This is a genomic window from Microbulbifer agarilyticus (genome assembly GCF_001999945.1).
GTDB classification, from domain to species: Bacteria; Pseudomonadota; Gammaproteobacteria; order Pseudomonadales; family Cellvibrionaceae; genus Microbulbifer; species Microbulbifer agarilyticus_A.
On sequence record NZ_CP019650.1, the window covers coordinates 2,594,993 to 2,620,525 of the forward strand.

Below are 25,533 nucleotides of genomic sequence, written 5' to 3' on the forward strand. Positions count from 1 at the left end.
GCGTTTGAGTTGTCGCGGCGGGGTTAGCCCAGCGGCTCTACGCGAATGCGCACCACAGGCCCCTGAATCGTATCCAGAGCCTCGATCTGGCTAACCGCTTCCTGCAGCTGGGCCTCACGTGCGCGACTGGTCAGCAACACCACCGGCACCAGCTCTTCGCCTTCTGCGGGCTCGTGCTGGATCAGCGCTTCAATACTGATGCCCTGCTCGCTACAGATGGTTGCCACTTTGGACATCACACCCGGCTTATCGAACGCGGATATGCGCATGTAGTAACTGGTTTCCGCGTCGTCCATGGACAGGACTTCATCCAGGTCACCCTGGCTTTCCTGGGTCACACCGGCGAGCGGTACACGCTGGTCGGGGCGCACATTCAGGGTACGCGCGACATCCACAATATCGGCAATCACCGCAGAGGCCGTCGCCTCGGCACCGGCACCGGCACCGTAATACAAGGTTGGGCCAACAGCGTCGCCATTGACCAGCACCGCATTCATTACCCCGTTTACATTGGCAATCAGGCGGCGCTCTGGAATAAGGGTTGGATGCACACGCAGCTCCACACCTTCACCGGTGCGACGCGCAATACCGAGATGCTTGATGCGGTAACCCAGCTCGTCGGCATACTGGATATCGTCCTTGGCGACGCCACTGATCCCCTCGGTGAATACCTTGTCGAACGCAAGCGGCATTCCAAAGGCGAGAGACGCCATAATCACCAGTTTGTGTGCCGCGTCGATACCTTCCACATCGAAGGTTGGGTCAGCCTCGGCGTAACCCAGTGCCTGCGCCTGGGATAAAGCCTCTTCAAAGCTGCGACCTTTCTCGCGCATTTCAGTCAGGATGTAGTTGCCGGTGCCGTTGATAATGCCCGCCAACCACTCAATACGGTTGCCGGCCAGACCTTCCCGCAGGGATTTGATAATGGGGATACCGCCTGCCACTGCGGCTTCGTAGGCGATGGTCACACCCTTGGCTGCGGCCGCAGCAAATAACTCGTTGCCGTGCTCGGCGATCAGTGCCTTGTTTGCGGTCACCACGTGTTTACCGTTGGCAATTGCGGTCAATACCAGCTCGCGGGCCACGGTAGTACCGCCGATCAGCTCCACCAGAACATCCACGTCCGGATTGTTGGCGACATCAAAAATTTCGCGGGAAACATTGATATTGCTGGTATCGCAATCCGGGTTATCCCGGCGTGCACCAACCTGCACGATCTCGACCGAGCGGCCACAACGTGCAGCGATTTCCGCGCTGTTGCGCGTCATAACATTGACTGTCCCGCCACCAACGGTGCCGAGACCGCAGATACCAATTTTCACTGCGGCAGGCGCAGGGGTATCTGAGGCGGATTCACGGCCCGCAAATGTAGAATTTTCTGAGACCTTGGTGGCTTCGTCGGCGAATGCGCTCACAACTTCCCTCCGCGCATGACTACTACCAACTACAAACTAGCTGGTACACAGCGCAATAACTGGCGTAAAAATCGAAAAAAGGTCGACAACCTTACTGAGATATGGGGGAAAATGTCAATTAAATTGCGCCAGGCGATCACTAAACCAGCAATCCGTTTAGACATTAGCCCACCTCGCGTCGCTAGACAGGAGAACCGGAAACTAAAAAGGGCCAGCAAAAGCTGGCCCTTCTCGCACCCTGAGGCAAACACCCCAAAGACTTCAATCGGAAACGATCCTAGCGGATCAGATACCCAGCGCTTTGGCCAGGGTTTCAGGCGGCACATAACCCGGCACTACGGTGCCGTCTTCCATCACGATGGTCGGGGTTCCGCGCACATCGATGGCTTCGTTACCAAGTTTGTACTGAGCGGCCACAGGGTTGTCGTTACACACCTTCAGCGGCACGTTTTTACGGTTTTTCAGATCGGTAAGAGTCTTGTTCGGGTCTTCCGCACACCAAGCCGTGGCCACCTTGCGGTAACCCACGGAATTGAGTCCTGCGCGCGGGAACGCCAAGTAGCGCACCTCAATGCCACGGCGATTCAGCTCGGGCACGTCGTCGTGCAGCTTGCGGCAGTATCCGCAATCTACGTCCGTAAACACATAAACATGGGCCTTGGTCTCACCCTTGGGTGAAAACACGATCATTTCACCCAGGTCCTGCGCGTCCATCACCTTAGCGCGATTCTTACCGCGACGCTGCTCGGAGATGTTAACCACACGCTGAGGAGTCACCTCAAACAGGTCGCCGGCAATAAAGTGACCGCCATCCTTGGATACAAATAAGACATTGCCGCCATTGACCTCCACCTCGTAGAGCCCCGGCATCGCACTCTCGCGCACCTCACCGAAATTGGCTCCTGGATTACCCGCAGTCAACTTGGCTTTAATCTGCTTCGCCACGGCGTCATCAACAGCAGTGGCAGACTGCGCCAGCAACAATGCGGCGGTGGCAGCCAATGCGGCGAGGGGCTTCAGTGGCTTGGCTAGAAAATTCATGATGGAGCTACTCCGGTGTTATTCGTCACGGTTAACCCGCGCCAGATCCTTTACTCTGACCATCCAGACGGGGGCAGGTTCCAGCCCAGTATGGCATTCAACCGATCAAACGTTATCGCTTTTATGGGCGTTTGACGCGTTTTACTACACAATCACCGCAAACGCCAATCCCTAGCAGAAGCCTCTACAGGAAAGTCAAAACAGCGGGCATAAAAAAACCGGAGCCAGGCTCCGGTTTTTTTTCGAACAAGAAAAACTTACTTAGCCAGTTTTTCTTTGATTCGAGCAGCTTTACCAGTCAGGTTGCGCAGGTAGTACAGCTTAGCCTGACGAACGTCACCGCGACGCTTCACAGAAATGCTGTCAACCAGCGGGCTGTGTGTCTGGAAGGTACGCTCAACGCCAACGCCGTGAGAAATTTTACGCACGGTGAAGGAAGAGTTCAGGCCGCGGTTACGCTTGCCGATCACAACACCTTCAAACGCCTGCAGACGCTCACGGTTACCTTCTTTTACTTTTACCTGAACAACGATGGTGTCGCCCGGTGCAAAAGCTGGCAGTTCGGATTTCAGCTGTTCTTGTTCCAGCTGCTGAATGATTTTGTTGGTCATTTGGAGTTCTCCAAAAGGGTTTTGTGTAGCCTCTCGGCTAGATCGCCGAATTACTCTCGCCTCACGGCGAATTCGACATTAATCCTGTGCATCCGGTGCAGATTCCTGGAGAAATTCCTCCAGCAATTGCGCCTGCTCCGGAGACAGCGCCAACGCTTCGAGCAAGTCTGGGCGGCGCTTCTGCGTCCGACCCAGCGCCTGCTTAAGGCGCCAGCGGCGAATCTTTTCATGGTTACCGGAGAGCAACACTTCCGGTACCGACCTGCCCGCAAATTCTTCCGGGCGGGTATAGTGCGGGCAATCCAACAAGCCCTGCGCGAAAGAGTCTTCCACCGCAGACAGGTTGTGCCCCAGCGCACCTGGAATCAACCGCGTAACCGCATCCACCAATACCATGGCTGCCAGTTCGCCGCCGCTCAGCACGTAATCACCGATCGACCATTCTTCATCGATCAGGGACTCGACTATGCGCTCATCAATCCCCTCGTAGCGACCGGCCAATAAAACCAGGTTGCCCGATTGGGAGAGCTGCTCCACACCCTGCTGATCCAACTGCCGCCCCTGCGGGGACAGGTAGATAGACCTGGCGGGTCCAGTCTCTTCAGCCCAACGACGCGCCTCACCCAAAGCCTGGGACAAAGGCTCGGCCAGCATCACCATGCCTGGACCACCACCGTAAGGGCGATCATCCACGGTGCGATGCCTGTCACTGGTGAAATCCCGTGGATTCCAGCAGCGAACCTCCAACAGACCGTCTTTTACTGCCCGACCGGTAATACCGTAATCAGTCAGTGCTGCGAACATCTCGGGGAAGATGCTCACCAGCGCTACGCGCTTGGCCGCCATCAGAACTCTGGGTCCCAATTGACGGTAATCACGCCGGCCTCGAGGTCGACCTCGGTGATGAACTCACCGGGAATGTACGGAATCAGGCGCTCTCGCCCGTCGTCACCCCCGCGCACCACCATCACATCATTGGCGCCTGTTTCCATCAGCCGAGCGACTTCACCGAAGCGAGTCTCCTGGCCTTCAAACGTACTTACCACCTGCAGCCCGTGTAACTGGTGCCAGTAGTACTCGCCATCATCCAGTTGTGGCATTTCACCACCGACGACCGCGATATCTCTCTGACAAAACTGCGCGGCGATATCCCGATCATCCACACCTTTGATGCGAATAATCAGCCCCTTGCCGTGACGCTTGCCAGCATCAATCTCAAGAGGCTGCCACTGAGAAACCCCCTTAGCGGGATTAGCGGCAGGATTTTGCAGCCACCAGCGCGAGTACTGCAGTATGTTTTCCATTGGCTCAGTATAGGAATGCACCTTCACCCAGCCACGGATTCCGTAAACCGAGGTAATGCGCCCTACTGTGACCAATTCTTCGCTATTTACCGAATGCTCAGCCACTGGCACACCCCGGAGTACAGATGATCAGGGATCAAAGAATCAGGCAGATTCTTTCAGCAGCTTGCTGACGCGGTCAGACAGCTGGGCGCCTTGGCCTACCCAGAACTCAACGCGATCACGGTCGATGCGCAGACGCTCTTCCTGACCACGTGCAACCGGGTTGAAGAAGCCAACACGCTCAATGAAACGACCGTCGCGAGATTTGCGGCTGTCGGTCACAGTCAGGTGATAAAACGGGCGCTTCTTCGCACCGCCACGAGCCAAACGAATGGTTACCATGTAGCTATCCTGTAGTTTCAACACTAACCGGTCAGAAAAGCTGACCGGAACATCCCGCCTCTCGGCGGTAATTCAGACACCACCGAAGCGGAAATCTGCTTTTAAATCAATGTTCAACGAGTCGGAGCCCGCTGAAAGGCGGCGTATTCTAATGTACACAACCGGGTTTGTATAGCGGCGAATCCGCTGCCAGCGCCAACTATTCTTGTGACGCCCACATCAGATCACTTTTTCTTGAAGCCCGGGGGCAGGCCACCCGGCAAACCGCCCATACCACCGGGCATTCCGCCGCCACCCATGCCGCCCATACCGGGCAAGCCACCGAGGCCGCGCATCAGCTTGCCCATGCCGCCGCCCTTGAGCTTCTTCATCATCTTGCCCATCTGCTTGTGTTGCTTGAGCAGGCGATTCAGATCCTGGATCTGAGTACCGGAACCCGCGGTGATGCGACGCTTGCGCGAGCCACTCAAAATATCCGGGTTGCGGCGCTCTTCCGGCGTCATGGAGCTGATAAGCGCATCCATACGGCCGAATTCTTTACCCATATCTGCCTGCTGTGCAGCCTGAGCGAGCCCCCCCATCCCGGGCATCTTGTCCATCAGCGCACCCAAGCCGCCCATATTCTGCATCTGCTGCAACTGGTCGCGCAGATCTTCCAGGTCGAAGCCCTTGCCCTTCTGAACCTTCTTGACCAGTTTTTCGGCTTTCGCCTTATCAATGGTCTGCTCGGCCTGCTCGATCAGGGACAGGATGTCACCCATACCGAGAATCCGGGAAGCGATACGGTCCGGGTGGAAGGTTTCCAGCGCGTCAGTTTTCTCACCAACACCAATGAATTTAATCGGCTTACCAGTCACGTGGCGTACAGACAGCGCCGCACCACCACGGGCGTCACCATCCGCTTTGGTCAGAATCACACCGGTCAGTGGCAGCGCGTCATTGAAGGCACTCGCGGTATTCACCGCATCCTGACCGATCATGGCGTCGATTACGAACAGAGTTTCCGCCGGGTCCAGGAAGTCGTGCAGTTCGCGAATCTCACCCATCAACTCTTCGTCGACGTGCAGGCGACCGGCAGTATCCACGATCAGCACATCGGCAAACTGCTTGCGCGCTGCGTCCATCGCTTGGCGGGCGATATCGACGGGCTTTTGCTCTGGCTGTGAGGGCTGGAAGATTGCGTCCACTTCGCCAGCGAGGGTTTCCAACTGCTTAATGGCCGCCGGACGGTACACGTCCGCACTCACCACCATCACCTTTTTCTTTTCCCGCTCCTGCAGGTATTTTGCGAGCTTGGCAACGCTGGTGGTTTTACCAGCCCCCTGCAGACCCGCCATCAGGATCACAGCCGGCGGTTTCACGGCGAGGTTCAGCGGGGTCGCCGCCTCACCCATTACCTTGACCAGCTCATCCTGTACGATTTTGACGAACTGCTGCCCAGGGTTCAGCGCCTTGCTGACCTTCTGACCCACAGCCGCGGCCCGCACCTGCTGTACGAATGCCTTGACCACCGGCAACGCCACATCCGCCTCCAACAGCGCCTTGCGCACCTCGCGCAGCGTGTCCCGGATATTGTCATCCGTTAGACGGGCTTTACCTGTGACTTTCTTCAGTGCCGACGATAATCGGTCGCTCAGGTTATCGAACATATCACCTTCTCAAATCGTATACGCCTCGGTACCGCGCGCGCCTTCTCATCACGCCTCACAACACATCGGAGGCGAGCAACTGGGTACCGGAACCCCAAAAACGCGGCAGTATAGCCCAGCCGGGCTTTCCAGCACAGGCGCGCTGTGACACACTGCCCGCCCAGACAAATAAAGAAACAGCAAAACGGACACACCCCAATGGCGGCATTCGCCCACTGGATGGCAATAGCACTTTATATCGCCACTACAGGTGTAGCGGCTGCCACCCTGTATCGACAACCGCAGAACGACAAACAGCCACTTTTACTGGGCCTGTTTGCAGGAGCCCTGATCGCCCACGGACTCTCTCTCAGCCATACCCTGCTGGCCAGCGATGGCTTTCGTTTCGACTTACTGGCGGTAATGTCGTTGATTACCTGGACGGTGGGACTGTTATTGCTCCTGTTGTCACTCCGTCACAAATTGACCCTACTGATTCTAGTGATCGCGCCACTCGCGGCCCTGGCACTCATCGGCGCCCAACACGCCTGGAGTGGCCCAACTCCCCGAGCGGAAATATCCCCCGGCATCGCCGCCCATGCGTTTTTCTCGATTGCCGCTTACTCGCTGCTGACCCTGGCGACACTTCAGGCCATCTACCTCTACTGGCTCAATCAGCAGCTGCACAACCACCGCCCCGGCGGTATCAGCCGTTTTTTGCCGCCACTGCAAACCATGGAGAGCCTGCTGTTTGGCCTGATCGCTTTCGGCCAGCTGCTGCTCACCGCCGCACTGATTACCGGTGCACTGTTCGTCGATGATCTATTCGGGCAGCAACTGGTACACAAAACCACCCTGTCCATCTTTGCCTGGATTCTGTATAGCATCCTGCTGTGGGGGCACTGGAAAAGAGGCTGGCGTGGCAACACCGCTGTGCGCTGGACCCTGTCGGCATTTGCCGTATTGATGCTGGCCTTTTTTGGCAGCAAGTTGGCGCTAGAAGTGTTTCTTCCCCAGCAGTAATCCACCCCGATTTACACCACCTGGGCCCGCACAGTTGCGGGCCCAGGCGTTCTGATTCAATATCGGCCTATTCCAATAGAAAGAGCTCTCCCTTGAACGACCTGCCGCCCGGCCTACTCTTTGCCCTGATAGGCCTGCTGATCATTATTTCCGCGTTTTTCTCCAGCTCCGAAACCAGCATGATGGCGCTCAATCGCTATCGCCTGCGACATCAGGCCAGAACCGGTCACCGCGGCGCCAAACGCGCCATGGAGCTTCTCGCCCGTCCGGACAAACTGATCGGGGTAATCCTGATCGGCAACAATATCGTCAACATTCTGGCGTCCGTCATTGCGGGAGCGGTATTTACCCGGCTCTACGGCGAAGCCGGAGTCTGGTACGCGACCGCCGCCCTCACCCTTGTGGTGCTCATTTTTGCTGAAGTCACCCCAAAAACCATCGCCGCACTGCACCCGGAGAAAATCGCCTTTCCCGCCAGCGTCATACTGCGCCCCCTTCTCTGGCTGCTCACCCCGCTGGTACGACTCGTCGGCAGTGTTTCCAACGGCTTGGCCCGTCTGGTCGGCGTAGAAGCGGGCAAAGAATCTGAGGCCGAGCACCTGGCACCGGAAGAGCTGCGCTCCGTCGTATTTGAATCCGGCGCACTGCTGCCCACCAAACACAAAGGTATGCTGCTCAACGTACTGGATCTGGATCAGGCGACCGTCGAGGACATCATGATCCCTCGCAACGAGGTCAAGGGAGTGGACCTTGACGACAGCGCCCAGGAAATCCTGCAGCAACTGGCCGAGAGCAGCTTTACCCGCCTGCCAGTTTACCGTGGCGACATCAACAAGATCGTCGGTATTCTGCACCTGCGCCGCGCCGCGCAGCTACTCCGCGACGGCCCGGAGAGACTGACTGCAGAAAGCCTCAAAACACACCTGATCGAACCCTACTTTGTACCGGAGGCCACCCCGCTGCCCACCCTGCTGATGAACTTTCAGAAGCGCAAGCATCGTATGGGGCTGGTGGTAGACGAGTACGGCGAGGTCATGGGTATCGTGACCCTGGAAGATCTGCTGGAAGAAATTGTCGGTGACTTTACCGCAAGCCCAGTGCCCAGCGATGATGAGGAAATCGTCGAGCAGGGTGATGGCTGGTACTTGGTAGACGGCGGTACATCCATTCGCGAGATCAACCGCACGCTGCACTGGGGACTACCGACCGACGGCCCCAAGACATTCAACGGCCTGATTATGGAGCACCTGGAAAGCATCCCGGAAGGCAATATCAGCCTTTACATCCAGGAGTATCTGATTGAGATCGTCGAAGTTTCCGACAAGATGATCACCAGCGCACGGGTCAAGAAAGAGCGCTAGATCAGCTCCAGCTGGCGTCTAACCGGCGCGAAGCTTTTTCTGTGCACAGGGGTTGCCCCCAGGCGCGCCAGCGCTTCCATATGCGCCTTGGTGGGGTAACCCTTGTGCCCTGCAAGCCCATACCCGGGATAGACGCGATCCAGCTCTACCATTTCACGGTCGCGGGTCACCTTGGCTAGAATCGACGCCGCAGCGATGGCCGCAACCCGGTCATCGCCTTTTACCACGGTATCGCACTGATAATGCCATTGCGGTTTGCGATTCCCATCCACCAGTACAAACTCTGGCTGCACTGATAACTTCTCAACCGCCCGCTTCATCGCCAGCAGGCTCGCATGTAAAATATTGAGCTGGTCAATTTCTTCGACCGTAGCGCGGGCGATAGCGAAGCTCATGGCTTTCCGCTGAATTTCTTCGAACAACCCCTCGCGCTTCTTCTCACTCAACTTCTTTGAGTCCGCAAGGCCCTCGATCGGGTTTTGCGGATCGAGAATCACCGCCGCCGCAACAACATCGCCAGCGAGCGGACCACGCCCAACTTCATCCACGCCGGCCAGCAGCGTGCCGGTGTAGGGAGAGACATAGGGAGGCAAAGGAGACTTGGGCATAACGAAAAAGAAACCGGACTTTAAAACTTATTTCTGCAGCAATGTGCACACGGCATCTGCCGCCTTTTCGGACGCATTGCGGCGCAATTCCTGATGCATCTCGCTGAACTCGCGACGCAAACGATCACCGAGCAACGGATCGTCAAAGTAATTCAGCACAGCGCCGCCCAGGGCCTCCGGCGTCGCGTCATCTTGCAGAATTTCTGGCACCAGCTCGCGCTGCGCCAGCAGGTTTGGTAGCGAAACCCAGGGCGTGTGCAACATACGGGAAAAAATGGCATAGGACAGTGTTGCCATTTTATAGGCCACGACCATGGGCTTGTTCATAAGCATGGTTTCGAGCGTCGCGGTACCCGACGCAATCAGTACCGCATCTGCAGCTGTGAGCGCTTGCTGGGAATTCCCATCGAGCACAGTCAGCGACAACTCGCTGGCCCCGGGCAACTCGGCAATCTGCTGCTCGAGCTGCTGTCGACGCTCGGGATTGGCGGCAGGCAACACAAACTTCAACGCAGGGCGCCGCTGCTGACACCAGATGGCCGCCTGCAGAAAAAGCGGCCCAAGCAAGCGCACTTCCCCACCGCGGCTTCCCGGCAACAAGGCAACCACCTGATCTTCCGGTGCAAACCCCAGAGACTGTCGAGCAGCTTCTACGTCGACTTCAAGCGGGATTTCATCGGCGAGTGGGTGCCCCACAAAACTCACCGGAACATCGTGCTCGCGGTAAAAGTCTGCCTCGAACGGCAGCAGCGTGAGCATATGATCCACAGCGCGGGCAATTTTCTTGATACGCCCGCGGCGCCATGCCCACACCGATGGGCTGACATAGTGCACCGTAGGAATACCGGCGCCGCGCAGCGCCTCTTCCAGGCCGAGATTGAAATCTGGGGAATCAATGCCGATAAAAACATCGGGAGGATTGGCGATGAAATGTTCACGCAGGGTGCGACGAATTTTGAGCAGCTCAGGCAGGCGCTTTAGCGGCTCCACCAGTCCCATCACCGACAATCGCTCCATGGGAAACAGTGATTCAGCACCCAGCGCCTGCATACGTGGCCCTGCGATACCGACAACCTCCAGGTTATCGAATCGCTTTTGCAGTGCCTGAATCAATCCAGCGCCGAGAATGTCTCCAGAAGCCTCACCGGCAAGCATGCCGACACGCAACGTTCCACCGTGCGGTTTTAAAGGCTTGTTACTCAACGGACAATCCCGCGGGTGGAATTTTGCAGGGAATCAATCCACGGCTGAATGGCCTCGGACTCCTGTCGCAGCTGCGCCAGCGACTCCAGCGCCTCGTCCGCGGTCAGCCCGCGGCGATAGACAATTTTGTAGGCTTTGTTGATCAGGGCGATGTCTTCACGACTGAATCCGCGGCGACGCAAACCTTCCGCATTAATGGTTTTCGCTTCAGCAGGATTGCCTGCAACCATCACGTAGGCCGGTACATCTTTACCGATACCAGCGCCCATCCCGGTAAATGCGTGCTCACCAATAGTGCAATGCTGGTGCACCAGGGTATAACCACTCAGGATGGCCCAATCGCGTACATACACGTGGCCCGCCAATGCAACGTTGTTTACCAGGATCGTGTTGTTACCGATCACACTGTCGTGACCAATATGCGCGTACGCCATCAGCAGGTTATCGTTGCCAATGGTAGTTTCCCCACGGTCCTGCACGGTCCCGCGATGAATGGTGACACCTTCGCGAATCACATTGTTATCGCCCATTACCAGGGTGGTTGGCTCGTCCCTGTATTTTTTATCCGGGGTATCCTGGCCGACACTGGAAAACTGGTAGATGCGGTTGTTTTTTCCCAGTTTGGTAGGGCCTGTCAGCACCACGTGGGAGGCGATCTCACAGCCATCGCCGATCTCCACATCGGGCCCAACGACGCTGTATGGGCCAATCTGCACGCCTTCTCCTATCACCGCCGAATCATCGACAATGGCAGTTGGGTGAATATTGGTCTGCATGCTGTGGCTTTCTCCTCACCGGCTCGATACTTGATCGACTGCACACCAGGTAACGAATATTTATCCGTACTCTGGCGCCAGAAACTACGGCGATACTTTACCCGCGAATCGCGAATATAAAAATCAATTTAGTCACATTGGAGCCAGCCCAAGCTGGCCATGGTCTGCGCTACTTCAGTAGATCGACGTGGATCGATTAAATTTTCTTCACCGCGCAAAGGATATTGGCGGACGCTGCAAGCTCACCATCTACGCTGGCTTTACCTGCGAACTTCCAGATGCCACGGCGCTCGGACACAACTTCCGACTCGAGCTGCAGACGATCGCCCGGTACAACCTGACGCTTGAAACGCACATTGTCGATACCTGCAAACAGGTACAAATAGCCGTCTTCCGGTTTCTGCCCCAGGGTTTTAAAGCCGAGAATACCGGATACCTGCGCCAATGCTTCAACGATCATCACACCTGGAAATATAGGTACCTCGGGGAAGTGGCCGTTAAACACCTCTTCGTTGATCGAGATATTTTTGTAACCCTTGATCGACTTCCCTTCTTCCAGTTCGACCACACGATCTACCAGTAGGAAAGGATAGCGGTGCGGAAGGTATTGACGAATTTCCTGTACGTCCATCATGGCGAATTGTCCCCAGAAACCACTTCGGGGCGCCAAACGCCCCGAAACTTCGAATGAATCTTGTGATAATGCCCAGCAAGCAGGTTTAACCTAATCCGGCGCCTGCTCCTGTTGCTTGAATGCTGTCTCCAACGCCTTCAGGCGTCGGGCCATTTGATCGAGTTGCCCATAGCGCACCGCATTGCGACGCCAGCTACGACTATCCATAAAGGGCGCACCACTGGAATAGGAGCCTGCCTCTTCAATAGATTTCGTAACAAGAGTACGTGCCGTCACATGGCTGCGATCCGCAATGGTGACGTGACCAACAATACCGACACCACCAGCAATGGTGCAGTGTTTGCCGATAATAGCGCTGCCCGCCACCGCCGAACATGCGGCCATGGCTGAGTAGTCACCAATCTGCACATTGTGCGCGATTTGCACCATATTGTCGATCTTGACACCGCGTCCAATCACCGTATTGCCAAGTGCTCCACGATCAATACAGGTACAAGCACCAATCTCCACTTCATCGGCAATTTCGACACTACCCAACTGATGGATCTTGGTCCACTGCCCATCGGCAGGGGCAAAACCGAAACCATCGCCCCCAATAACCGTGTTGCTGTGAACGGTACAGTTGGCACCAATCGCGCAACCATGGTAGACCACTACGTTGGGGAACAATCGGGTATTTGCACCGATTTCACTGCCTTCCCCTACGACACAGCCCGATCCAATGATCACACCCGATGCGATGTGAGTATTGGCCTCAATTACGGCCCCGGGGCCGATATACACATCGCCCCCGATGTCCGCAGTACTATCAATACTGGCGGAGGGATGGATACCCGCCGCGGGCGTGGGGGTTTGATCGTAAATCGCAGTCGCTTTCGCAAAAGCGAGATAGGGGTTGGGCACGATTAATGTGCTGACCGGACAAGCCTCTGCGTCTTTGGCGGAAACCAATACTGCAGAGGCCTTGGTATCTTCGAGGAAGCGACGGTAGTTGGCACTGGCAAGAAAGCTCACCTCGCCAGCAACCGCGTCTTGCAGGGTGTTCAACCCGGCAGGCACTTGCTCACTACTGGCGCCAGGCGCCAGGCGCAATTCTGCTCCCAGCACCTCAGCCAACTGCGCCAGAGTTGGCTGCTTGTTAGTCATCACTGAACCTTATTCGAAGCCGAAGAACGCTGTTTACTTGCCAGCGTTAAGACGCTTAACCAGCTCTTCGGTCAGGTTGGCGGACTTGCCTGCATATACCGCAGCGCTCGCGTCCAGCACCAGATCCAGTTTCTGCTCTTTGATCACCTCTTCCAATGCGGTCTTGGCTTTCGGCAACAGCTCTTTCTGCAGTTCCTGAACCGCTTGACCTTCCATCGCGCGCAGCTTTTTCACGGTAGTCTCGAAATCGGAGCGCTTGAAGTTAATTTTGCGTTGCTGCTCAGCTTTCTTCTCTTCAGACCAGGTAACGCCATTTTTCTGCGCATCTTCCGCCAGCTTCTGCATTTCCGCGCGGATGCTCTCGGCACCGTTCTGCAGCTGGGAGTACTCAGAGCTGGTTTTCAGCGCATTGATTTTGGAAGTCGCTTTTTCAGTGCTCATGATAGCAGCCTGGATATTTACCACAGCTACTTTGGTCTGTGCACTGGCGGCACCCGCGAACAACAGGCCGGCCAGCAAAATCGCACTTGCTTTAACAAATTTGAACACTTTCTTATTCTCCATCTTTCTTTAGATTTTCGGTTCCTTCCACAGGAGCCGTTTACGTCAGATAAACCACTTCGGGTAGCTGGGGCTCAACCCTAAACACTCCCGAAGCCAATTTCCAGTGGTTAGAAGCTATTACCCAGCGAGAACTGGAATACTTCCACATCGTCGTCTTCGTTCTGCTCAAGCGCCTTGGACAGGCTGAAAGTAAGCGGGCCGAAACCGGTGATCCAGGTCAGGCCCACACCAGCGGACACGTTCAAGTTTTCAACCGCAATGTCATAACAGTTCAACTGGGTCACCCCACAGCTGTTGCTAAACACGTTACCCGCATCAATAAAGAACGCGGACTGCATAGAGCGCTGATCCTTAACAAACGGAATTGGGAAGATCACCTCGGCACTACCTTCGACCAGAATGTTACCGCCGAAAGGCTGCGGGTTCCGGCCGGTAGAAGTCGTAACCAGCTCGCCAGTATTTTGGTCAAGCAGGTAACAATTCTTGGTGACATTACCCTCGGCATCTACAGCACACGCAGTGGTTGAATAGAACTCCGCGGGCGTGGAACGCGGCCCAAGAGTATTGCGCTCGAAACCGCGCACGGAGCCAAATCCACCGCCGTAGAAGTTTTCGAAGAACGGCAATTGCTCCAGATCACCATAGCCATCGGCGTAGCCGAGACGGGTGCGCAGGCGCAAGGTAAGACTTTTAGTCAGCGGGCGGAAATACTGACCGGTATATATAAATTTGTAGTACTCAAGATCACCACCAGGCAATGCCACCTCAACAGATGCACGCTGGGAGGCACCGCGGGTCGCCAGAATACCCCGGTTCAGGGTGGAGCGCGCATAAGAGCCCGTCACCGACCAGGTATCGAATTCATCACCGTACAGGTCTACAAAACCATCCAAGTCGGTGTTCAGCAGACTGTCATCCAGCGGCATACTGAGATCCAGCGCCACCCCATCCGCTACCGCCTGCTCCAATTCTTCCAATACAACACCCTGATCGGAGGCAAGAATATCACTATCAATGCCGCTAATAGGGCGTGGGCTATCGATAATCTCCTGTACGGAGTTACTACTTGTGCTCAGCTCGAGGTGGTTGAAACCAATATTCAAGCCAATGCGGGAAATTTCAGAGACCGGATAACCAAAGCTCAAGCCCGCACCATAGGTCGTGGTGTTGTAGCTCGACAGGTTAATTTCCGAGTAATCCCGCTCCTGATAAAAAATATTGAAACCACGGCTCACACCGTCAGGCGTGAAGTAAGGATCTGTGTAAGAGAAATTCAGTACCGACTGATAGGTGGAGGTGTTTATCGCAAAGCCCACGGACTTGCCTGTGCCCATCCAGTTGTTTTCCTGCACGTTGGCACCCAGCACCAGACCACTGCCCTGGGCATAACCAACTGTGCCGCCAATGGTACCCGAGGGCTGCTCTTCCACCGTATATTCCACATCGATCTGATCGGAGGTACCGGGCACTTCAGTGGTTTCTACCTGCACTTCCTTAAAGAAGCCAAGGCGTTCAAGGCGTACTTTGGACTGTTCAATGCGTGCGGATGAGGCAGAGGATGCTTCCATCTGACGCATCTCACGACGCAACACATCGTCCGACGTGCGTGTATTACCGCGGAAATTGATTCGGCGCACATAGGCGCGCTTGCCCGGATCAATAAAGAAGGTGACCTTTACGGTTTTATCTTCTTCATTCGCTTCCGGCATACCGTTCACCTCGGCGAAGGTATACCCCTCGTTACCCAGGCGCTTGGTAATGTAATCGGAGGTGGTGGTCATCAGCACTTGGGAAAAGGTCTGCCCCTTGCGCACCAGCAGCAAACGGCGAATTTCTTCTTCGGAAACGACCGGGTCGCCAGCCAGCTCCACTTCGGAAACCTTGTAAACATCACCCTCGCTGATGTTGACGGTGATAAAGACACTTTGCTTGTCCGGGCTCAGGGAAACCTGCGTGGAATCAATTTTGAATTCCAGATAACCGCGGTCAAGGTAATAAGACTCAAGACGCTCCAGGTCGCCGGTGAGCTTTTCGCGAGAGTATTTGTCGTCGCTGTTCAGCCAGGACAACCAGCCAGTGGTTTGCAGTTCAAAAATTTCCGCCAGCTCATCGTCGGAAAATGCGCGGTTACCAACGATATTGATATGCTTAATCGCGGCGACGGAGCCCTCGTCCACAATAACTTTCAGCTCAACCTGGTTGCGCGGCAGCTCTTTCACTTCCGTAGTTACGCTGGCGCCATAGCGGCCCTGGGCCACATACTGACGCTCAAGTTCCTGCGCCAAACCTTCCAAAGTCGCACGTTTAAAGATCTGTCCTTCCGCAAGACCGTTGTCATTCATGCCCTTAAGCAGGTCTTCGGTCTTGATCGCTTTGTTACCGGTAATCTCAATCTTTGAAATCGCCGGACGCTCACGCACAGTGATTACCAGGACGCCATTTTCGCGGCCGATCTGGATATCCTGAAAATACCCGGTGCGGAACAACGCGCGCGTGGCACTCTGAATCTCCACGCTCTCAATCTGATCACCGACTCGGACAGGCAAGGCCGCAAACACGGTACCCGCAGAGACACGCTGCAATCCCTCAACGCGAATATCGTTGACCTCAAACGACTGGGCGTAAGCGGCAATGGGCAGAGCTAGGCCGAGCGAAGCCGCTTTCAGGAAATTTTTCATCTACTAATTCCGAGTGTTTATTCGCAATTCCATGAGGGCGTAACGCCCAATTCACTGGGATCAAGGTCCCTATCAAGTCCACTCACCGCGAGGGCTAAAGTGGTGCCTGACCGTCTAGAAAGCCCAAAAAGAGGACCTTTGCCCTCAATGAGACCCGAGATACAGGCAAAAAATTCACTACAGACGCAAAATGTCGTTATAAAGCGCCAAAGCCATAATACCGAGCACCATGGCCATCCCCACTTGCAGGCCAATCATCTGCACTCTTTCCGAAACGGGCGATCCCTTAATCGCCTCAATACCGTAGTAGAGGAGATGACCGCCGTCGAGAACAGGAATCGGCAACAGGTTCAACACACCGAGACTGATACTCAACAGGGCAAGCAGCGACAGGAAAGACTGCCAGCCTGCGTCAGCAGAAGTGCCGGCCACTTTAGCAATGGTGATCGGACCGCTCAAGTTGCGGGTAGAAAGCTCGCCAAACAGTAGCTTTTTGAGGCTGTTCAGGGTAAATACCGTCTTGCTCCAGGTCTCTTCCAGGCCCTTGCTCAAGGCCCCCAAGACACCATAGTGATAGCGCCGCACCCGCTCCTCGGGCCAGGATGCCGCAACCGGCAAGACACCAATTCGGCCTATTTTTTCACCGCTATCTAGCGTGACTTCTTCTGGCGTAATCGAAACTGCCTGCTCGGCACCATCGCGCACCACCGTAACCATTACCTGCTGCTCCGGGCGCGCCTTGATATAGGAGGTCCACTCCTCCCAACCACTGAAATCGCGCCCGTCAGTGGCGATGATTTCATCACCAGCCTTCAAGCCACCTTTCGCAGCGGGACTGCCATCGACCACCTGGGCAAGCTGCATGCTGACTTCTGGGATCCACAGCTTTACGCCAACCTCGGCCAGGGGGTCGGCAACCTCCTGCCCCGCCAACCAGCGGTCAATATCCGCATACATGTGGTACTCAAGCGGAGAATCCGGATAGCGCACGGAAAACTTAATATGGCCTGAGTCCCCCAGGCGATTCGCCAAGCGCCAGTTCAGTGCCTGCCAGGTAGGAGTTGGCTGGTCGTCGATGGCGATGATTTCCTGGCCTTCTTCCAGTCCTGCGTACGCAGCTAGGCTCCCCTGCTCTACATCATCGACAATCGGGACAGGGCCAGAAGTGCCCCCCATAAACACACCCCAGAAGAGCACAATCGCCAGCAGGAAATTGGCAAGCGGGCCGGCAGCCGCAATCGCAATACGCTGCCAAACATTCTTGCGATTGAAGGCTCGGTCCAAATCCTCCGGGGCAACCGCACTTTCGCGCTCATCGAGAAACTTGACGTAACCACCCAGGGGAATTGCGGATACCGTGAACTCGGTGCCATGACGGTCATAACGCGACACAAGTCGCTTGCCAAAGCCAATCGAGAAGCGCAGTACTTTTACACCACACCAGCGCGCAACGATAAAGTGGCCAAACTCGTGAAAGCTCACCAGCACACCGAGAGCGACCAGCGCCCAGATTGCAGTCTGTAGAAAATCTAACATGGGGTCAGCTTACTATGATCTCGTTAATGGCTTACGCCCTTTATCTTATGCCTTACAGCCGGCCTACCGTTTCGCCATATCTCAGACGCCGCAGAGTTCTCCCAAAATCTGATGAGCCTGCGTACGCGCCTCCCGATCAGCCTGTTCGACTGTCTCAAGGTCTTTCAGTTCAACCACGACCGTGATCTCCATGACCTTTTCAATCAACTGTGCGATACCGGTAAATGGGAGCTCTCCCGCCAGGAAGGCCTCCACGGCCACTTCGTTGGCCGCATTGAGGATAGTGGGTGCACTCCCCCCCGCCAATATGGCTTCGCGCGCAAGACGCAGACACGGAAAGCGCGACTCATCTGGCGCCTCAAAGTCCAGCCGCCCGGCGCTGATCAGATCCAACGCGTTTACACCGCTTTCCACCCTCTGAGGGAATGCCAGCGCATGTGCGATTGGCGTACGCATGTCCGGGTTACCCATCTGCGCCAGCAAGGAGCCATCGCGGTACTGCACCATGGAGTGCACGATACTTTGCGGGTGCACGACTACCTGAATATCACTCGGCACAGCGTGAAACAGATAACAGGCCTCGATGAACTCCAGGCCTTTGTTCATCATGGTGGCGGAATCTACCGAAATTTTCCGCCCCATGGACCAGTTCGGGTGATTACAGGCCTCGTCTGGTGTAACCCGGTGCAAGCTCTCAGGGTCTGCAGTACGGAAAGGCCCGCCCGACCCTGTCAGCAGAATATGCTCTACACCGGCCTCGCTCAGGCTATCACAGGGGTATGGCAGACATTGAAAAATGGCGTTGTGCTCGCTGTCGATCGGTAGCAGCGATGCATCACTTTCAGCCAGAGCGGCCATAAAGACCGGGCCCGCCATTACCAGCGACTCTTTGTTCGCCAGCAGGACCTTTTTGCCCGCCTGCACGGCGGCAAGTGTTGGGCGCAAACCGGCGGCGCCGACAATAGCCGCCATCACAATCGCAACCTCGGGGTCTGACGCCACCTGACACAAGCCGTCGACGCCGCTCAACACCTCGGTAGCCAACTCCTCAGCCGCCAGAGTCGCGCGCAGCTGCGCAGCCTTACTTTCTTCAAGTACAACTGCGTAGCGTGGCGCAAAGCGCCGGCACTGCTGTGCCAGCTCTTCAATACGGTCACGCGCAGTCAGCGCATATACGGAATAACTTTCAGGGTGGCGGGCAAGCACATCCAGCGTACTCACCCCGATGGAACCGGTGGACCCGAGCACACAGACAGATTGTGGGGTCATGGTTTGCATGAAATCGAACTACCTCTGCGCCCAAGAAATTCAGAGATACTTGGGCAATTCGCTGGCGAGCGCCGCCATAGTGAAAACCGGTAACGCCGCCGTGAGGCTATCCAATCGGTCAAGAATACCGCCATGCCCCGGCAAAATTCGGCTGCTGTCCTTAATGCCGCGGTGACGCTTGAACATACTCTCGACCAGGTCACCAATAACGGAGGCAAGCGCCGTCACCAGTACACCGACAGTAAACAGCACTGTATTTTTGGTCGGCAGATCGAACGCCACCGACACACCCAACGCGAGAACCAGACAGGCCGCAAGCCCACCGAAAAAGCCTTCCCAGGATTTTCCCGGGCTCACTTCTCGCGCCAACTTATGCTTGCCGAACTTACGTCCGACAAAGTAGGCACCCACGTCGGCGGCAACCACAACGGCCACCACAAACAGCACCAGCCAGGCGCCATGTTCGAGCCCCTGCAAAATCACCACCGACAACCATGCCGGTACCAGTACTACCAGGCCAATAAACCCACGCGCCCAGCGGTTACCCCACAACATGGCACTGGCCGGATAGCCCTGTACCCACAGGAACGCCAGCGCCCACCAGCCACAGGCCACCGCCAGAATCTGGCGCGCGCGGTCGGTGTCGGGTGAGGAGAAGTCAAAATCGAATACATAATGTGCTGTGAGCACCAGCGCACCGCCCAAAGCGGCGAGAAACACGAACCGCAGTGCGCGATTCAAGTTGGATAAGTTGGCCCATTCCCAGCCACCGAGCAGAATAACGCCGGCAATCACAATGGAGAACCACTGCAGTGGCACGAAGAACAGCAGCCCCAGAAAAAGAGCAACCAACACCAGCGCGGTAATTATTCTTTGTTTTAGCACCGTTAAACCCTTAAAACCTTCTAATTTGCTAACCCGAATCCCCAAAACGGTCGGCCCCTGCGACTCAGGCCTGGGCTTCCAGCCCGTCTTCGCTGCGCCCACCGTAGCGGCGGTCACGCTGACGAAACGTATCCAGCGCCAAATCAAGCGCCTCAACGTCGAAATCCGGCCACAGCGTATCCGTAAAATAGAACTCGCTGTATGCCGCCTGCCACAAGATAAAGTTACTGATGCGCTGCTCACCGCTGGAGCGAATCACCAGGTCCACTGCTGGCAGATCCGACAACAGGATATGCTCGCCGAGCGACGCCTCATCGATAGAGTCCAGAGCACGCTCGCCTCTCGCCACTTCTTCAGCCAGCGCGCGCGCAGCCTGGGCGATATCCCACTGACCACCGTAATCTGCGGCAATCACCAGAGTACCGTTTTCACCATCTCGTGTAAGGCTTTCAGCCTCCACAATGGCGCGCTGCACGCGGGGAGAGAACCGGTCGCGGCGACCAATCACGCGCAACTGAACCCCCTGCTCCTGCATGCGCCGGGCTTCCCGGCGCAAGTAGGAGTGGAACAGGGTCATCAGCAACTCCACCTCTTTTGGTGGCCGCTGCCAGTTCTCACTGGAAAAGGCGAACAGCGTGAGCACCTCAATCTGGCGCTCCTTACAAGCCTCAATCAGATCTCGAATCCGCTCGACACCTGCTTTATGACCGGCGGAAGGTGACAGGCCACGGCGCGCCGCCCAGCGGCCGTTTCCATCCATAATGATGGCGACATGTCGCGGGCCCGCCTGCATATGTGTTGCCACACCAGTACCGCCGGCAGACATCAGATTTCCATCAAGTCTTTTTCTTTTGTTGCCAGTGCCTTTTCCACCTCGGCAACGTATTTGTCGGTCAGCTTCTGGATATCATCCGCTGCACGACGCTCGTCGTCCTCGGAGATTTCCTTATCCTTAACCAACGCCTTCACCTCTGCCAGCGCATCGCGACGGTTATTGCGGATGGACACGCGCGCGCTTTCCGCTTCACCTTTCGCCTGTTTGATGAAGTTTTTACGGGTTTCTTCGGTCAACATCGGCATCGGAATACGAATCACCGCACCGGCTGTAGCCGGGTTCAGGCCCAGATCAGACTTCATAATGGCCTTTTCAATGTCTGGAACCAGGTTTTTCTCCCAAGGTGTTACAGACAAGGTACGCGCATCTTCAACGGTAACGTTGGCAACCTGAGAAAGAGGTGTGTCAGATCCGTAGTACGACACGTGGATACCGTCGAGAATGCTCGGATGGGCACGGCCAGTACGGATTTTGTTGAAGTTGCTACCAAGCGCTTCGATGGCTTTCCCCATGCGCGCTTCAGCTTGTTTTTTGATATCGTCAATCACGATTCACTTCCTCTTCGATCAGTGTGCCCTCTTCACCACCCACAACGATATTGAGCAGTGCGCCGGTTTTATCCATGCGGAAGACCCGCACTGGCATATTGTGTTCGCGGCAGAGGCAGATTGCGGTTAGATCCATTACACCGAGCTTCTTGTCGAGAACCTCGTCATACGTCAGACGGTCATAGCGGGTAGCATCAGGCACCAGCACGGGGTCGGCAGAATAAACGCCATCCACTTTCGTGGCCTTCAAAACCATTTCCGCTTCAATTTCGATTCCGCGCAAGCAGGCAGCGGAATCCGTGGTAAAGAATGGGTTACCGGTGCCGGCGGCAAAAATCAGCACCTCACCCCGTTCCAGATAACGGATGGCTGCGCGGCGATCGTAGTGATCGACGATACCGCTCATCTGAATAGCAGACATCACGCGGGAGGAGATGTTGGAGCGCTCGAGCGCATCGCGCAGCGCCAGCGCGTTCATCACTGTGGCCAGCATACCCATGTGGTCACCAGTCACCCGATCGAGTCCGGCTGCATTCAGTGCAGCACCGCGGAACAGGTTACCGCCACCGACCACCAGACCGACTTGAACACCAATACCCACCAGCTGGCCAATTTCCAGGGCCATTTTGTCGAGCACTTTGGGGCTGATACCAAACCCCTGTTCGCCCATCAGCTCTTCTCCGCTGAGCTTTAACAGGATTCGCTTGTACTTGCGGTCTTTAATACCTGGCATCCCTTGTTCCTCAACTGTTACGGGCTAAATTCTGTGTTGAGACGCAACCGGAATTCCGATTCGCGCCCGCCGAACATTACAACAAATTCGGCGCTATACCTATGGCTACACCTATCTGGCCGGGCCCAAATAGCGAGTTTGCATCGCTTTCCTGCCCAATAGCTCAGATATTGAACAGAATTTTCCCCTGAGCCAGATACTACAGCGGGGTGCCCCGGAAGTATTCTAATGAACACACCGGGAGCACCCCGCTGGTACCGGCGACCCGGAGGTCACCGGCTGAGTCGAGCATCAAGAGCTGGATTTCACCTGAGCGGCTACTTCCGCTGCGAAATCCACTTCTTCCTTCTCGATACCTTCACCAACTTCGAAACGCAGGAAGCTGGATACGTCGCCACCAGCGTCTTTCGCCAACTTGGCTACAGTAACGTCAGGATTCTTAACAAAAGGCTGCTCTACCAAGCTGTTCTCTTTCAGGAACTTCTTGATACGACCACCCATCATCTTCTCTACGATCTCGGCAGGCTTGCCTTCCATATCCGGCTGAGCCTTGATGATGTCCTTCTCTTTCTCCAGCACGTCAGACGGCATATCTTCCGGCTTAACAACCTGCGGATTAACCGCAGTTACGTGCATGGCAATATCGCGCGCAGTTTCAACGTCGCCGCCGCTCAGAGCAACGATCGCAGCAATACGGTTGTTGGAGTGAACGTAAGCACCAACCACCGGCGCTTCCACCAGCTCGATACGACGCACACCGATGTTCTCGCCGATCTTCTGTACCAGCGCTTCACGAGCATTTTCCAGCTCACCTTCCATCAGCGCAGCAACGTCCGCCTGACGATCCGCGAATGCCTTATCAACCACTTTGGCAACGAATGCCTGGAAGTTTTCGTCGCGTGCAACGAAGTCAGTCTCGGAGTTTACTTCTACCAGAACACCGTAGCTGCCGCCTTCTGCAACTTTTGCAGCAACAACGCCGTCAGCAGCGGTTCGACCTGCTTTCTTAGCGGCCTTCAGGCCAGACGCCTTGCGCAGATCTTCAATCGCTTTTTCGATGTCACCATCGGCCGCGGTCAGTGCCTTTTTGCACTCCATCATCGGCAGCCCGGTGCGCTCGCGCAGTTCTTTTACCATTGACGCAGTAATCGCCATGATTCAATCCTCGGGTTCAGATTCAAATTCTTTGTTGGATTTGAAAAAAAGGGGCCGGATAGATGGCCCCTTTTCCCTGCAGCGTAACTAAAAACTGTTACACCGCCAGTAGCCTGCAGCGACAACCCCGAATTAGGAGTCCGCAGCCTGCTGATTGTCGTTAGCTTCTACGTATTCGCTCTGAGCAGCAGCGCCACCAGCTTCCGCAGTACCAGCCAGTACAGCGTCTGCTACCGCAGTGGTGTACAGCTTGATCGCGCGGATGGCGTCGTCGTTACCAGGGATTACGTAGTCAACACCTTCCGGGCTGCTGTTGGTATCAACGATACCGATAACAGGGATACCCAGCTTGTTGGCTTCTTGAATGGCGATACGCTCGTGCTCAACGTCGATCACGAACAGTACGTCCGGCAGACCACCCATGTCTTTGATACCACCGATGGAGCGCTCAAGCTTCTCCATGGTACGGGTGCGCATCAGAGCTTCTTTCTTGGTCAGCTTCTCGAAGGTACCGTCCTGAGACTGCGCTTCAAGATCGCGGAAACGCTTGATGGAAGCGCGAATGGTTTTGTAGTTGGTGAGCATACCACCCAGCCAGCGGTTGCTGACGTAAGGCTGACCTGCACGCTCGGCCTGCTCTTTGATGGACTTCTGCGCTGCGCGCTTGGTGCCAACAAAAAGGATCTTCTTCTTCTGTGCAGCCATGCCTTTGATGACTTGCAGAGCTTCGTTGAAGGCCGGAACAGTGTGCTCCAGGTTGATGATGTGAATCTTGTTGCGAGCACCAAAGATGTATTCACCCATCTTCGGGTTCCAGTAGCGAGTCTGGTGACCAAAATGGACACCAGCCTGCAGCATATCGCGCATGCTGACTTGCGGCATAATAAACCTCAAATTCAATAGCGGAGGCAGACGACCAGATTAAAAGGATCGAATGCTTCCCGGGTTTTATCCTCCATATACCCCATTTACCAATCCTTGAGAGCACGTTAGGTCACTCAAAGACACCCAGGTGAATGTGCCGGTATATGTGCGGCGTTTGTTAAGAGCAGCGAAACTCACCACTCTTTGTTTAGTTTCACTTCAGGCACTGCCCAAAGCGGCGCGCTTTATACCATATAACTGGGACAGCGGGAAGTGTGACTGGCGCCACAAAAGTGGCTACCAAGGTGTATCAGGTCACACGCACAATTAACGGCCACTGGGTCACCTAATGCCCCACACCTGTAATTCCGCTACAATATCGCGCCGCTTCTAGGCTGAACCTAGATCAGCCCGCCCTGTTGCAGCGCAACCCGAGTGGCCTGCGACAATGGAAGCACTAGGAAATATATGGTCGACGCCGCCCTATTTTAGCGTCGAACTGGCGCCAAAATTGCCACAAACTGCTACAAACACCCTGGAAAGATTCATGACCAATCCTGTAAAGACACCCGAACAAATCGCCAAAATGCGCACCGCCGGCCGCCTGGCTGCGGAAGTATTGGAGATGATCGGTGAATACGTGGTTCCGGGTGTCACCACAGAAGAGTTGGATCGCCGTTGTCATGACTACATCGTCAATGTGCAGGACGCCATCCCCGCCTGCCTCGGCTATCGCGGTTTCCCCAAGTCTATCTGCACCTCGGTCAACGAAGTGATCTGTCACGGCATCCCCTCAGACTCCAAGGTCCTGAAAAAGGGCGACATCATTAATATTGATGTCACGGTCATCAAAGACGGCTGGTATGGCGACACCTCCAAGATGTATTTCGTCGGTAAACCCGCAGCCCACGCCGAGCGCCTGGTCAAGGTGACTCAGGAGTGCCTGTACAAGGCCATCGAGATCGTAAAACCCGGCACGACTCTCGGGGACATTGGCCACGTGATCCAGCAACACGCAGAGAAAAATTATTACTCCGTGGTGAAAGACTTCTGCGGCCACGGTATCGGCGATGTGTTCCACGAAGACCCGCAAGTTCTGCACTACGGCAAGCCCGGTACCGGCCAGGTGCTGGAAGAAGGCATGACCTTTACCATCGAACCTATGATAAACGCCGGCAAGCCAGGCAGCCGCGTTTTGCGCGATGGCTGGACCGCTGTCACCGTCGACCGCCGCCTGTCCGCACAGTGGGAACACACCATGGCTGTAACCAGCGATGGCGTGGAAGTATTCACCGCGCGTAAAGAAGAGTCTTTTTGACGCAGCGGCACAGA

At 55.7% G+C, this 25,533-nt stretch carries 25 protein-coding genes; 3 read left to right on the forward strand and 22 right to left on the reverse strand.

Translation table 11 applies throughout. The features are described 5' to 3' along the window. Positions 1–23: 23 nt before the first annotated feature. The 7 genes from Mag101_RS10675 to ffh all read right to left on the reverse strand — a co-directional run bounded on the left by Mag101_RS10675 (position 24) and on the right by ffh (position 6,404). The gene (locus Mag101_RS10675) at positions 24–1,268 is read right to left on the reverse strand and encodes a homoserine dehydrogenase (protein WP_418287768.1); all 1,245 of its coding nucleotides are present in this window, start codon (positions 1,266–1,268) and stop codon (positions 24–26) included. A 432-nt stretch (positions 1,269–1,700) separates the two neighbouring features. Next, complete coding sequence (locus tag Mag101_RS10680; protein WP_077404578.1) at positions 1,701–2,456, reverse strand: DsbC family protein; 756 nt, start codon at positions 2,454–2,456, stop codon at positions 1,701–1,703. A 257-nt stretch (positions 2,457–2,713) separates the two neighbouring features. Beyond that, on the reverse strand, positions 2,714–3,067 hold the full coding sequence (gene rplS / locus Mag101_RS10685) for a 50S ribosomal protein L19 (protein WP_077404581.1): 354 nt from the start codon (positions 3,065–3,067) through the stop codon (positions 2,714–2,716). A 78-nt stretch (positions 3,068–3,145) separates the two neighbouring features. After that, positions 3,146–3,913: a tRNA (guanosine(37)-N1)-methyltransferase TrmD gene (gene trmD / locus Mag101_RS10690; protein WP_077404584.1), complete on the reverse strand. Its 768-nt coding sequence runs from the start codon at positions 3,911–3,913 to the stop codon at positions 3,146–3,148. Then, entirely contained in the window at positions 3,913–4,476 is a 564-nt protein-coding gene (rimM, locus tag Mag101_RS10695) for a ribosome maturation factor RimM (protein ID WP_077404587.1), read from the reverse strand. Before rimM ends, trmD begins: the two co-directional genes overlap by 1 nt. A gap of 39 nt (positions 4,477–4,515) precedes the next feature. Continuing rightward, a complete protein-coding gene (gene rpsP / locus Mag101_RS10700; RefSeq protein ID WP_077404590.1) occupies positions 4,516–4,755 on the reverse strand; it encodes a 30S ribosomal protein S16 in 240 nt (79 codons plus the stop codon). Positions 4,756–4,979: 224 nt separating this feature from the next. Next, positions 4,980–6,404, reverse strand: a complete 1,425-nt coding sequence (ffh, locus tag Mag101_RS10705) for a signal recognition particle protein (RefSeq protein ID WP_077404592.1) — start codon at positions 6,402–6,404, stop codon at positions 4,980–4,982. A gap of 198 nt (positions 6,405–6,602) precedes the next feature. On the opposite strand from ffh, the gene Mag101_RS10710 reads away from it, so the two are divergent. Together Mag101_RS10710 and Mag101_RS10715 are read left to right on the forward strand one after the other, a co-directional pair. Continuing rightward, a complete protein-coding gene (locus Mag101_RS10710) occupies positions 6,603–7,406 on the forward strand; it encodes a cytochrome C assembly family protein (protein WP_077404595.1) in 804 nt (267 codons plus the stop codon). Between the two features lie 92 nt (positions 7,407–7,498). Then, positions 7,499–8,767 (forward strand): HlyC/CorC family transporter, encoded by a 1,269-nt coding sequence (locus Mag101_RS10715; protein WP_077404598.1) that lies wholly within the window; start codon positions 7,499–7,501, stop codon positions 8,765–8,767. On the opposite strand, the gene rnhB is transcribed toward Mag101_RS10715, so the two are convergent. The 15 genes from rnhB to rpsB form a co-directional block, all read right to left on the reverse strand. After that, positions 8,764–9,375: a ribonuclease HII gene (gene rnhB, locus Mag101_RS10720; RefSeq protein ID WP_077404601.1), complete on the reverse strand. Its 612-nt coding sequence runs from the start codon at positions 9,373–9,375 to the stop codon at positions 8,764–8,766. The two genes, Mag101_RS10715 and rnhB, sit on opposite strands and share 4 nt — an antisense overlap. A 27-nt stretch (positions 9,376–9,402) precedes the next feature. After that, entirely contained in the window at positions 9,403–10,530 is a 1,128-nt protein-coding gene (lpxB, locus tag Mag101_RS10725) for a lipid-A-disaccharide synthase (protein ID WP_077404603.1), read from the reverse strand. Between the two features lie 44 nt (positions 10,531–10,574). Then, the gene (lpxA, locus tag Mag101_RS10730) at positions 10,575–11,354 is read right to left on the reverse strand and encodes an acyl-ACP--UDP-N-acetylglucosamine O-acyltransferase (RefSeq protein ID WP_077404606.1); all 780 of its coding nucleotides are present in this window, start codon (positions 11,352–11,354) and stop codon (positions 10,575–10,577) included. Positions 11,355–11,550: 196 nt separating this feature from the next. Further along, a complete protein-coding gene (fabZ, locus tag Mag101_RS10735) occupies positions 11,551–11,988 on the reverse strand; it encodes a 3-hydroxyacyl-ACP dehydratase FabZ (protein WP_077404609.1) in 438 nt (145 codons plus the stop codon). Between the two features lie 90 nt (positions 11,989–12,078). Further along, positions 12,079–13,134: a UDP-3-O-(3-hydroxymyristoyl)glucosamine N-acyltransferase gene (gene lpxD / locus Mag101_RS10740; protein ID WP_077404612.1), complete on the reverse strand. Its 1,056-nt coding sequence runs from the start codon at positions 13,132–13,134 to the stop codon at positions 12,079–12,081. 33 nt (positions 13,135–13,167) lie between these two features. Then, positions 13,168–13,683 (reverse strand): OmpH family outer membrane protein, encoded by a 516-nt coding sequence (locus tag Mag101_RS10745; protein ID WP_232324992.1) that lies wholly within the window; start codon positions 13,681–13,683, stop codon positions 13,168–13,170. A gap of 122 nt (positions 13,684–13,805) precedes the next feature. Further along, entirely contained in the window at positions 13,806–16,376 is a 2,571-nt protein-coding gene (bamA, locus tag Mag101_RS10750) for an outer membrane protein assembly factor BamA (RefSeq protein ID WP_077404618.1), read from the reverse strand. A 177-nt stretch (positions 16,377–16,553) separates the two neighbouring features. After that, positions 16,554–17,912, reverse strand: coding sequence for an RIP metalloprotease RseP (rseP, locus tag Mag101_RS10755; protein WP_077404621.1), 1,359 nt, complete (start codon positions 17,910–17,912; stop codon positions 16,554–16,556). An 81-nt stretch (positions 17,913–17,993) separates the two neighbouring features. Further along, positions 17,994–19,190: a 1-deoxy-D-xylulose-5-phosphate reductoisomerase gene (ispC, locus tag Mag101_RS10760; RefSeq protein WP_198039972.1), complete on the reverse strand. Its 1,197-nt coding sequence runs from the start codon at positions 19,188–19,190 to the stop codon at positions 17,994–17,996. 30 nt (positions 19,191–19,220) lie between these two features. After that, positions 19,221–20,066 carry a phosphatidate cytidylyltransferase gene (locus tag Mag101_RS10765; protein ID WP_077404624.1) on the reverse strand — a complete coding sequence of 282 codons (846 nt, stop codon included), beginning with the start codon at positions 20,064–20,066 and terminating at the stop codon, positions 19,221–19,223. A 64-nt stretch (positions 20,067–20,130) separates the two neighbouring features. Continuing rightward, on the reverse strand, positions 20,131–20,892 hold the full coding sequence (uppS, locus tag Mag101_RS10770) for a polyprenyl diphosphate synthase (RefSeq protein ID WP_077404627.1): 762 nt from the start codon (positions 20,890–20,892) through the stop codon (positions 20,131–20,133). Next, positions 20,892–21,449, reverse strand: coding sequence for a ribosome recycling factor (gene frr, locus Mag101_RS10775; RefSeq protein WP_077404630.1), 558 nt, complete (start codon positions 21,447–21,449; stop codon positions 20,892–20,894). The genes uppS and frr overlap by 1 nt, the downstream gene beginning before the upstream one ends. Further along, positions 21,442–22,182: a UMP kinase gene (pyrH, locus tag Mag101_RS10780; protein ID WP_010132959.1), complete on the reverse strand. Its 741-nt coding sequence runs from the start codon at positions 22,180–22,182 to the stop codon at positions 21,442–21,444. The genes frr and pyrH overlap by 8 nt, the downstream gene beginning before the upstream one ends. 291 nt (positions 22,183–22,473) lie before the next feature. Beyond that, a complete protein-coding gene (tsf, locus tag Mag101_RS10785; RefSeq protein WP_077404633.1) occupies positions 22,474–23,337 on the reverse strand; it encodes a translation elongation factor Ts in 864 nt (287 codons plus the stop codon). A gap of 132 nt (positions 23,338–23,469) precedes the next feature. Beyond that, entirely contained in the window at positions 23,470–24,219 is a 750-nt protein-coding gene (rpsB, locus tag Mag101_RS10790; protein WP_077404636.1) for a 30S ribosomal protein S2, read from the reverse strand. Positions 24,220–24,748: 529 nt separating this feature from the next. On the opposite strand from rpsB, the gene map reads away from it, so the two are divergent. Then, positions 24,749–25,519, forward strand: coding sequence for a type I methionyl aminopeptidase (gene map, locus Mag101_RS10795; protein WP_077404638.1), 771 nt, complete (start codon positions 24,749–24,751; stop codon positions 25,517–25,519). Positions 25,520–25,533 lie beyond the last annotated feature (14 nt).

Coding starts and splice junctions, on each gene's coding strand:
- Mag101_RS10675 (WP_418287768.1), bottom strand. CDS start 1,268: ATGACGCGCAACAGCGCGGAAATCGCTGCACGTTGTGGCCGCTCGGTC.
- Mag101_RS10680 (WP_077404578.1), bottom strand. CDS start 2,456: ATGAATTTTCTAGCCAAGCCACTGAAGCCCCTCGCCGCATTGGCTGCC.
- rplS (WP_077404581.1), bottom strand. CDS start 3,067: ATGACCAACAAAATCATTCAGCAGCTGGAACAAGAACAGCTGAAATCC.
- trmD (WP_077404584.1), bottom strand. CDS start 3,913: ATGGCGGCCAAGCGCGTAGCGCTGGTGAGCATCTTCCCCGAGATGTTC.
- rpsP (WP_077404590.1), bottom strand. CDS start 4,755: ATGGTAACCATTCGTTTGGCTCGTGGCGGTGCGAAGAAGCGCCCGTTT.
- ffh (WP_077404592.1), bottom strand. CDS start 6,404: ATGTTCGATAACCTGAGCGACCGATTATCGTCGGCACTGAAGAAAGTC.
- Mag101_RS10710 (WP_077404595.1), top strand. CDS start 6,603: ATGGCGGCATTCGCCCACTGGATGGCAATAGCACTTTATATCGCCACT.
- rnhB (WP_077404601.1), bottom strand. CDS start 9,375: ATGCCCAAGTCTCCTTTGCCTCCCTATGTCTCTCCCTACACCGGCACG.
- lpxB (WP_077404603.1), bottom strand. CDS start 10,530: ATGCTTGCCGGTGAGGCTTCTGGAGACATTCTCGGCGCTGGATTGATT.
- lpxA (WP_077404606.1), bottom strand. CDS start 11,354: ATGCAGACCAATATTCACCCAACTGCCATTGTCGATGATTCGGCGGTG.
- fabZ (WP_077404609.1), bottom strand. CDS start 11,988: ATGATGGACGTACAGGAAATTCGTCAATACCTTCCGCACCGCTATCCT.
- lpxD (WP_077404612.1), bottom strand. CDS start 13,134: ATGACTAACAAGCAGCCAACTCTGGCGCAGTTGGCTGAGGTGCTGGGA.
- bamA (WP_077404618.1), bottom strand. CDS start 16,376: ATGAAAAATTTCCTGAAAGCGGCTTCGCTCGGCCTAGCTCTGCCCATT.
- rseP (WP_077404621.1), bottom strand. CDS start 17,912: ATGTTAGATTTTCTACAGACTGCAATCTGGGCGCTGGTCGCTCTCGGT.
- ispC (WP_198039972.1), bottom strand. CDS start 19,190: ATGCAAACCATGACCCCACAATCTGTCTGTGTGCTCGGGTCCACCGGT.
- uppS (WP_077404627.1), bottom strand. CDS start 20,892: ATGTCTGCCGGCGGTACTGGTGTGGCAACACATATGCAGGCGGGCCCG.
- pyrH (WP_010132959.1), bottom strand. CDS start 22,182: ATGCCAGGTATTAAAGACCGCAAGTACAAGCGAATCCTGTTAAAGCTC.
- tsf (WP_077404633.1), bottom strand. CDS start 23,337: ATGGCGATTACTGCGTCAATGGTAAAAGAACTGCGCGAGCGCACCGGG.
- rpsB (WP_077404636.1), bottom strand. CDS start 24,219: ATGCCGCAAGTCAGCATGCGCGATATGCTGCAGGCTGGTGTCCATTTT.
- map (WP_077404638.1), top strand. CDS start 24,749: ATGACCAATCCTGTAAAGACACCCGAACAAATCGCCAAAATGCGCACC.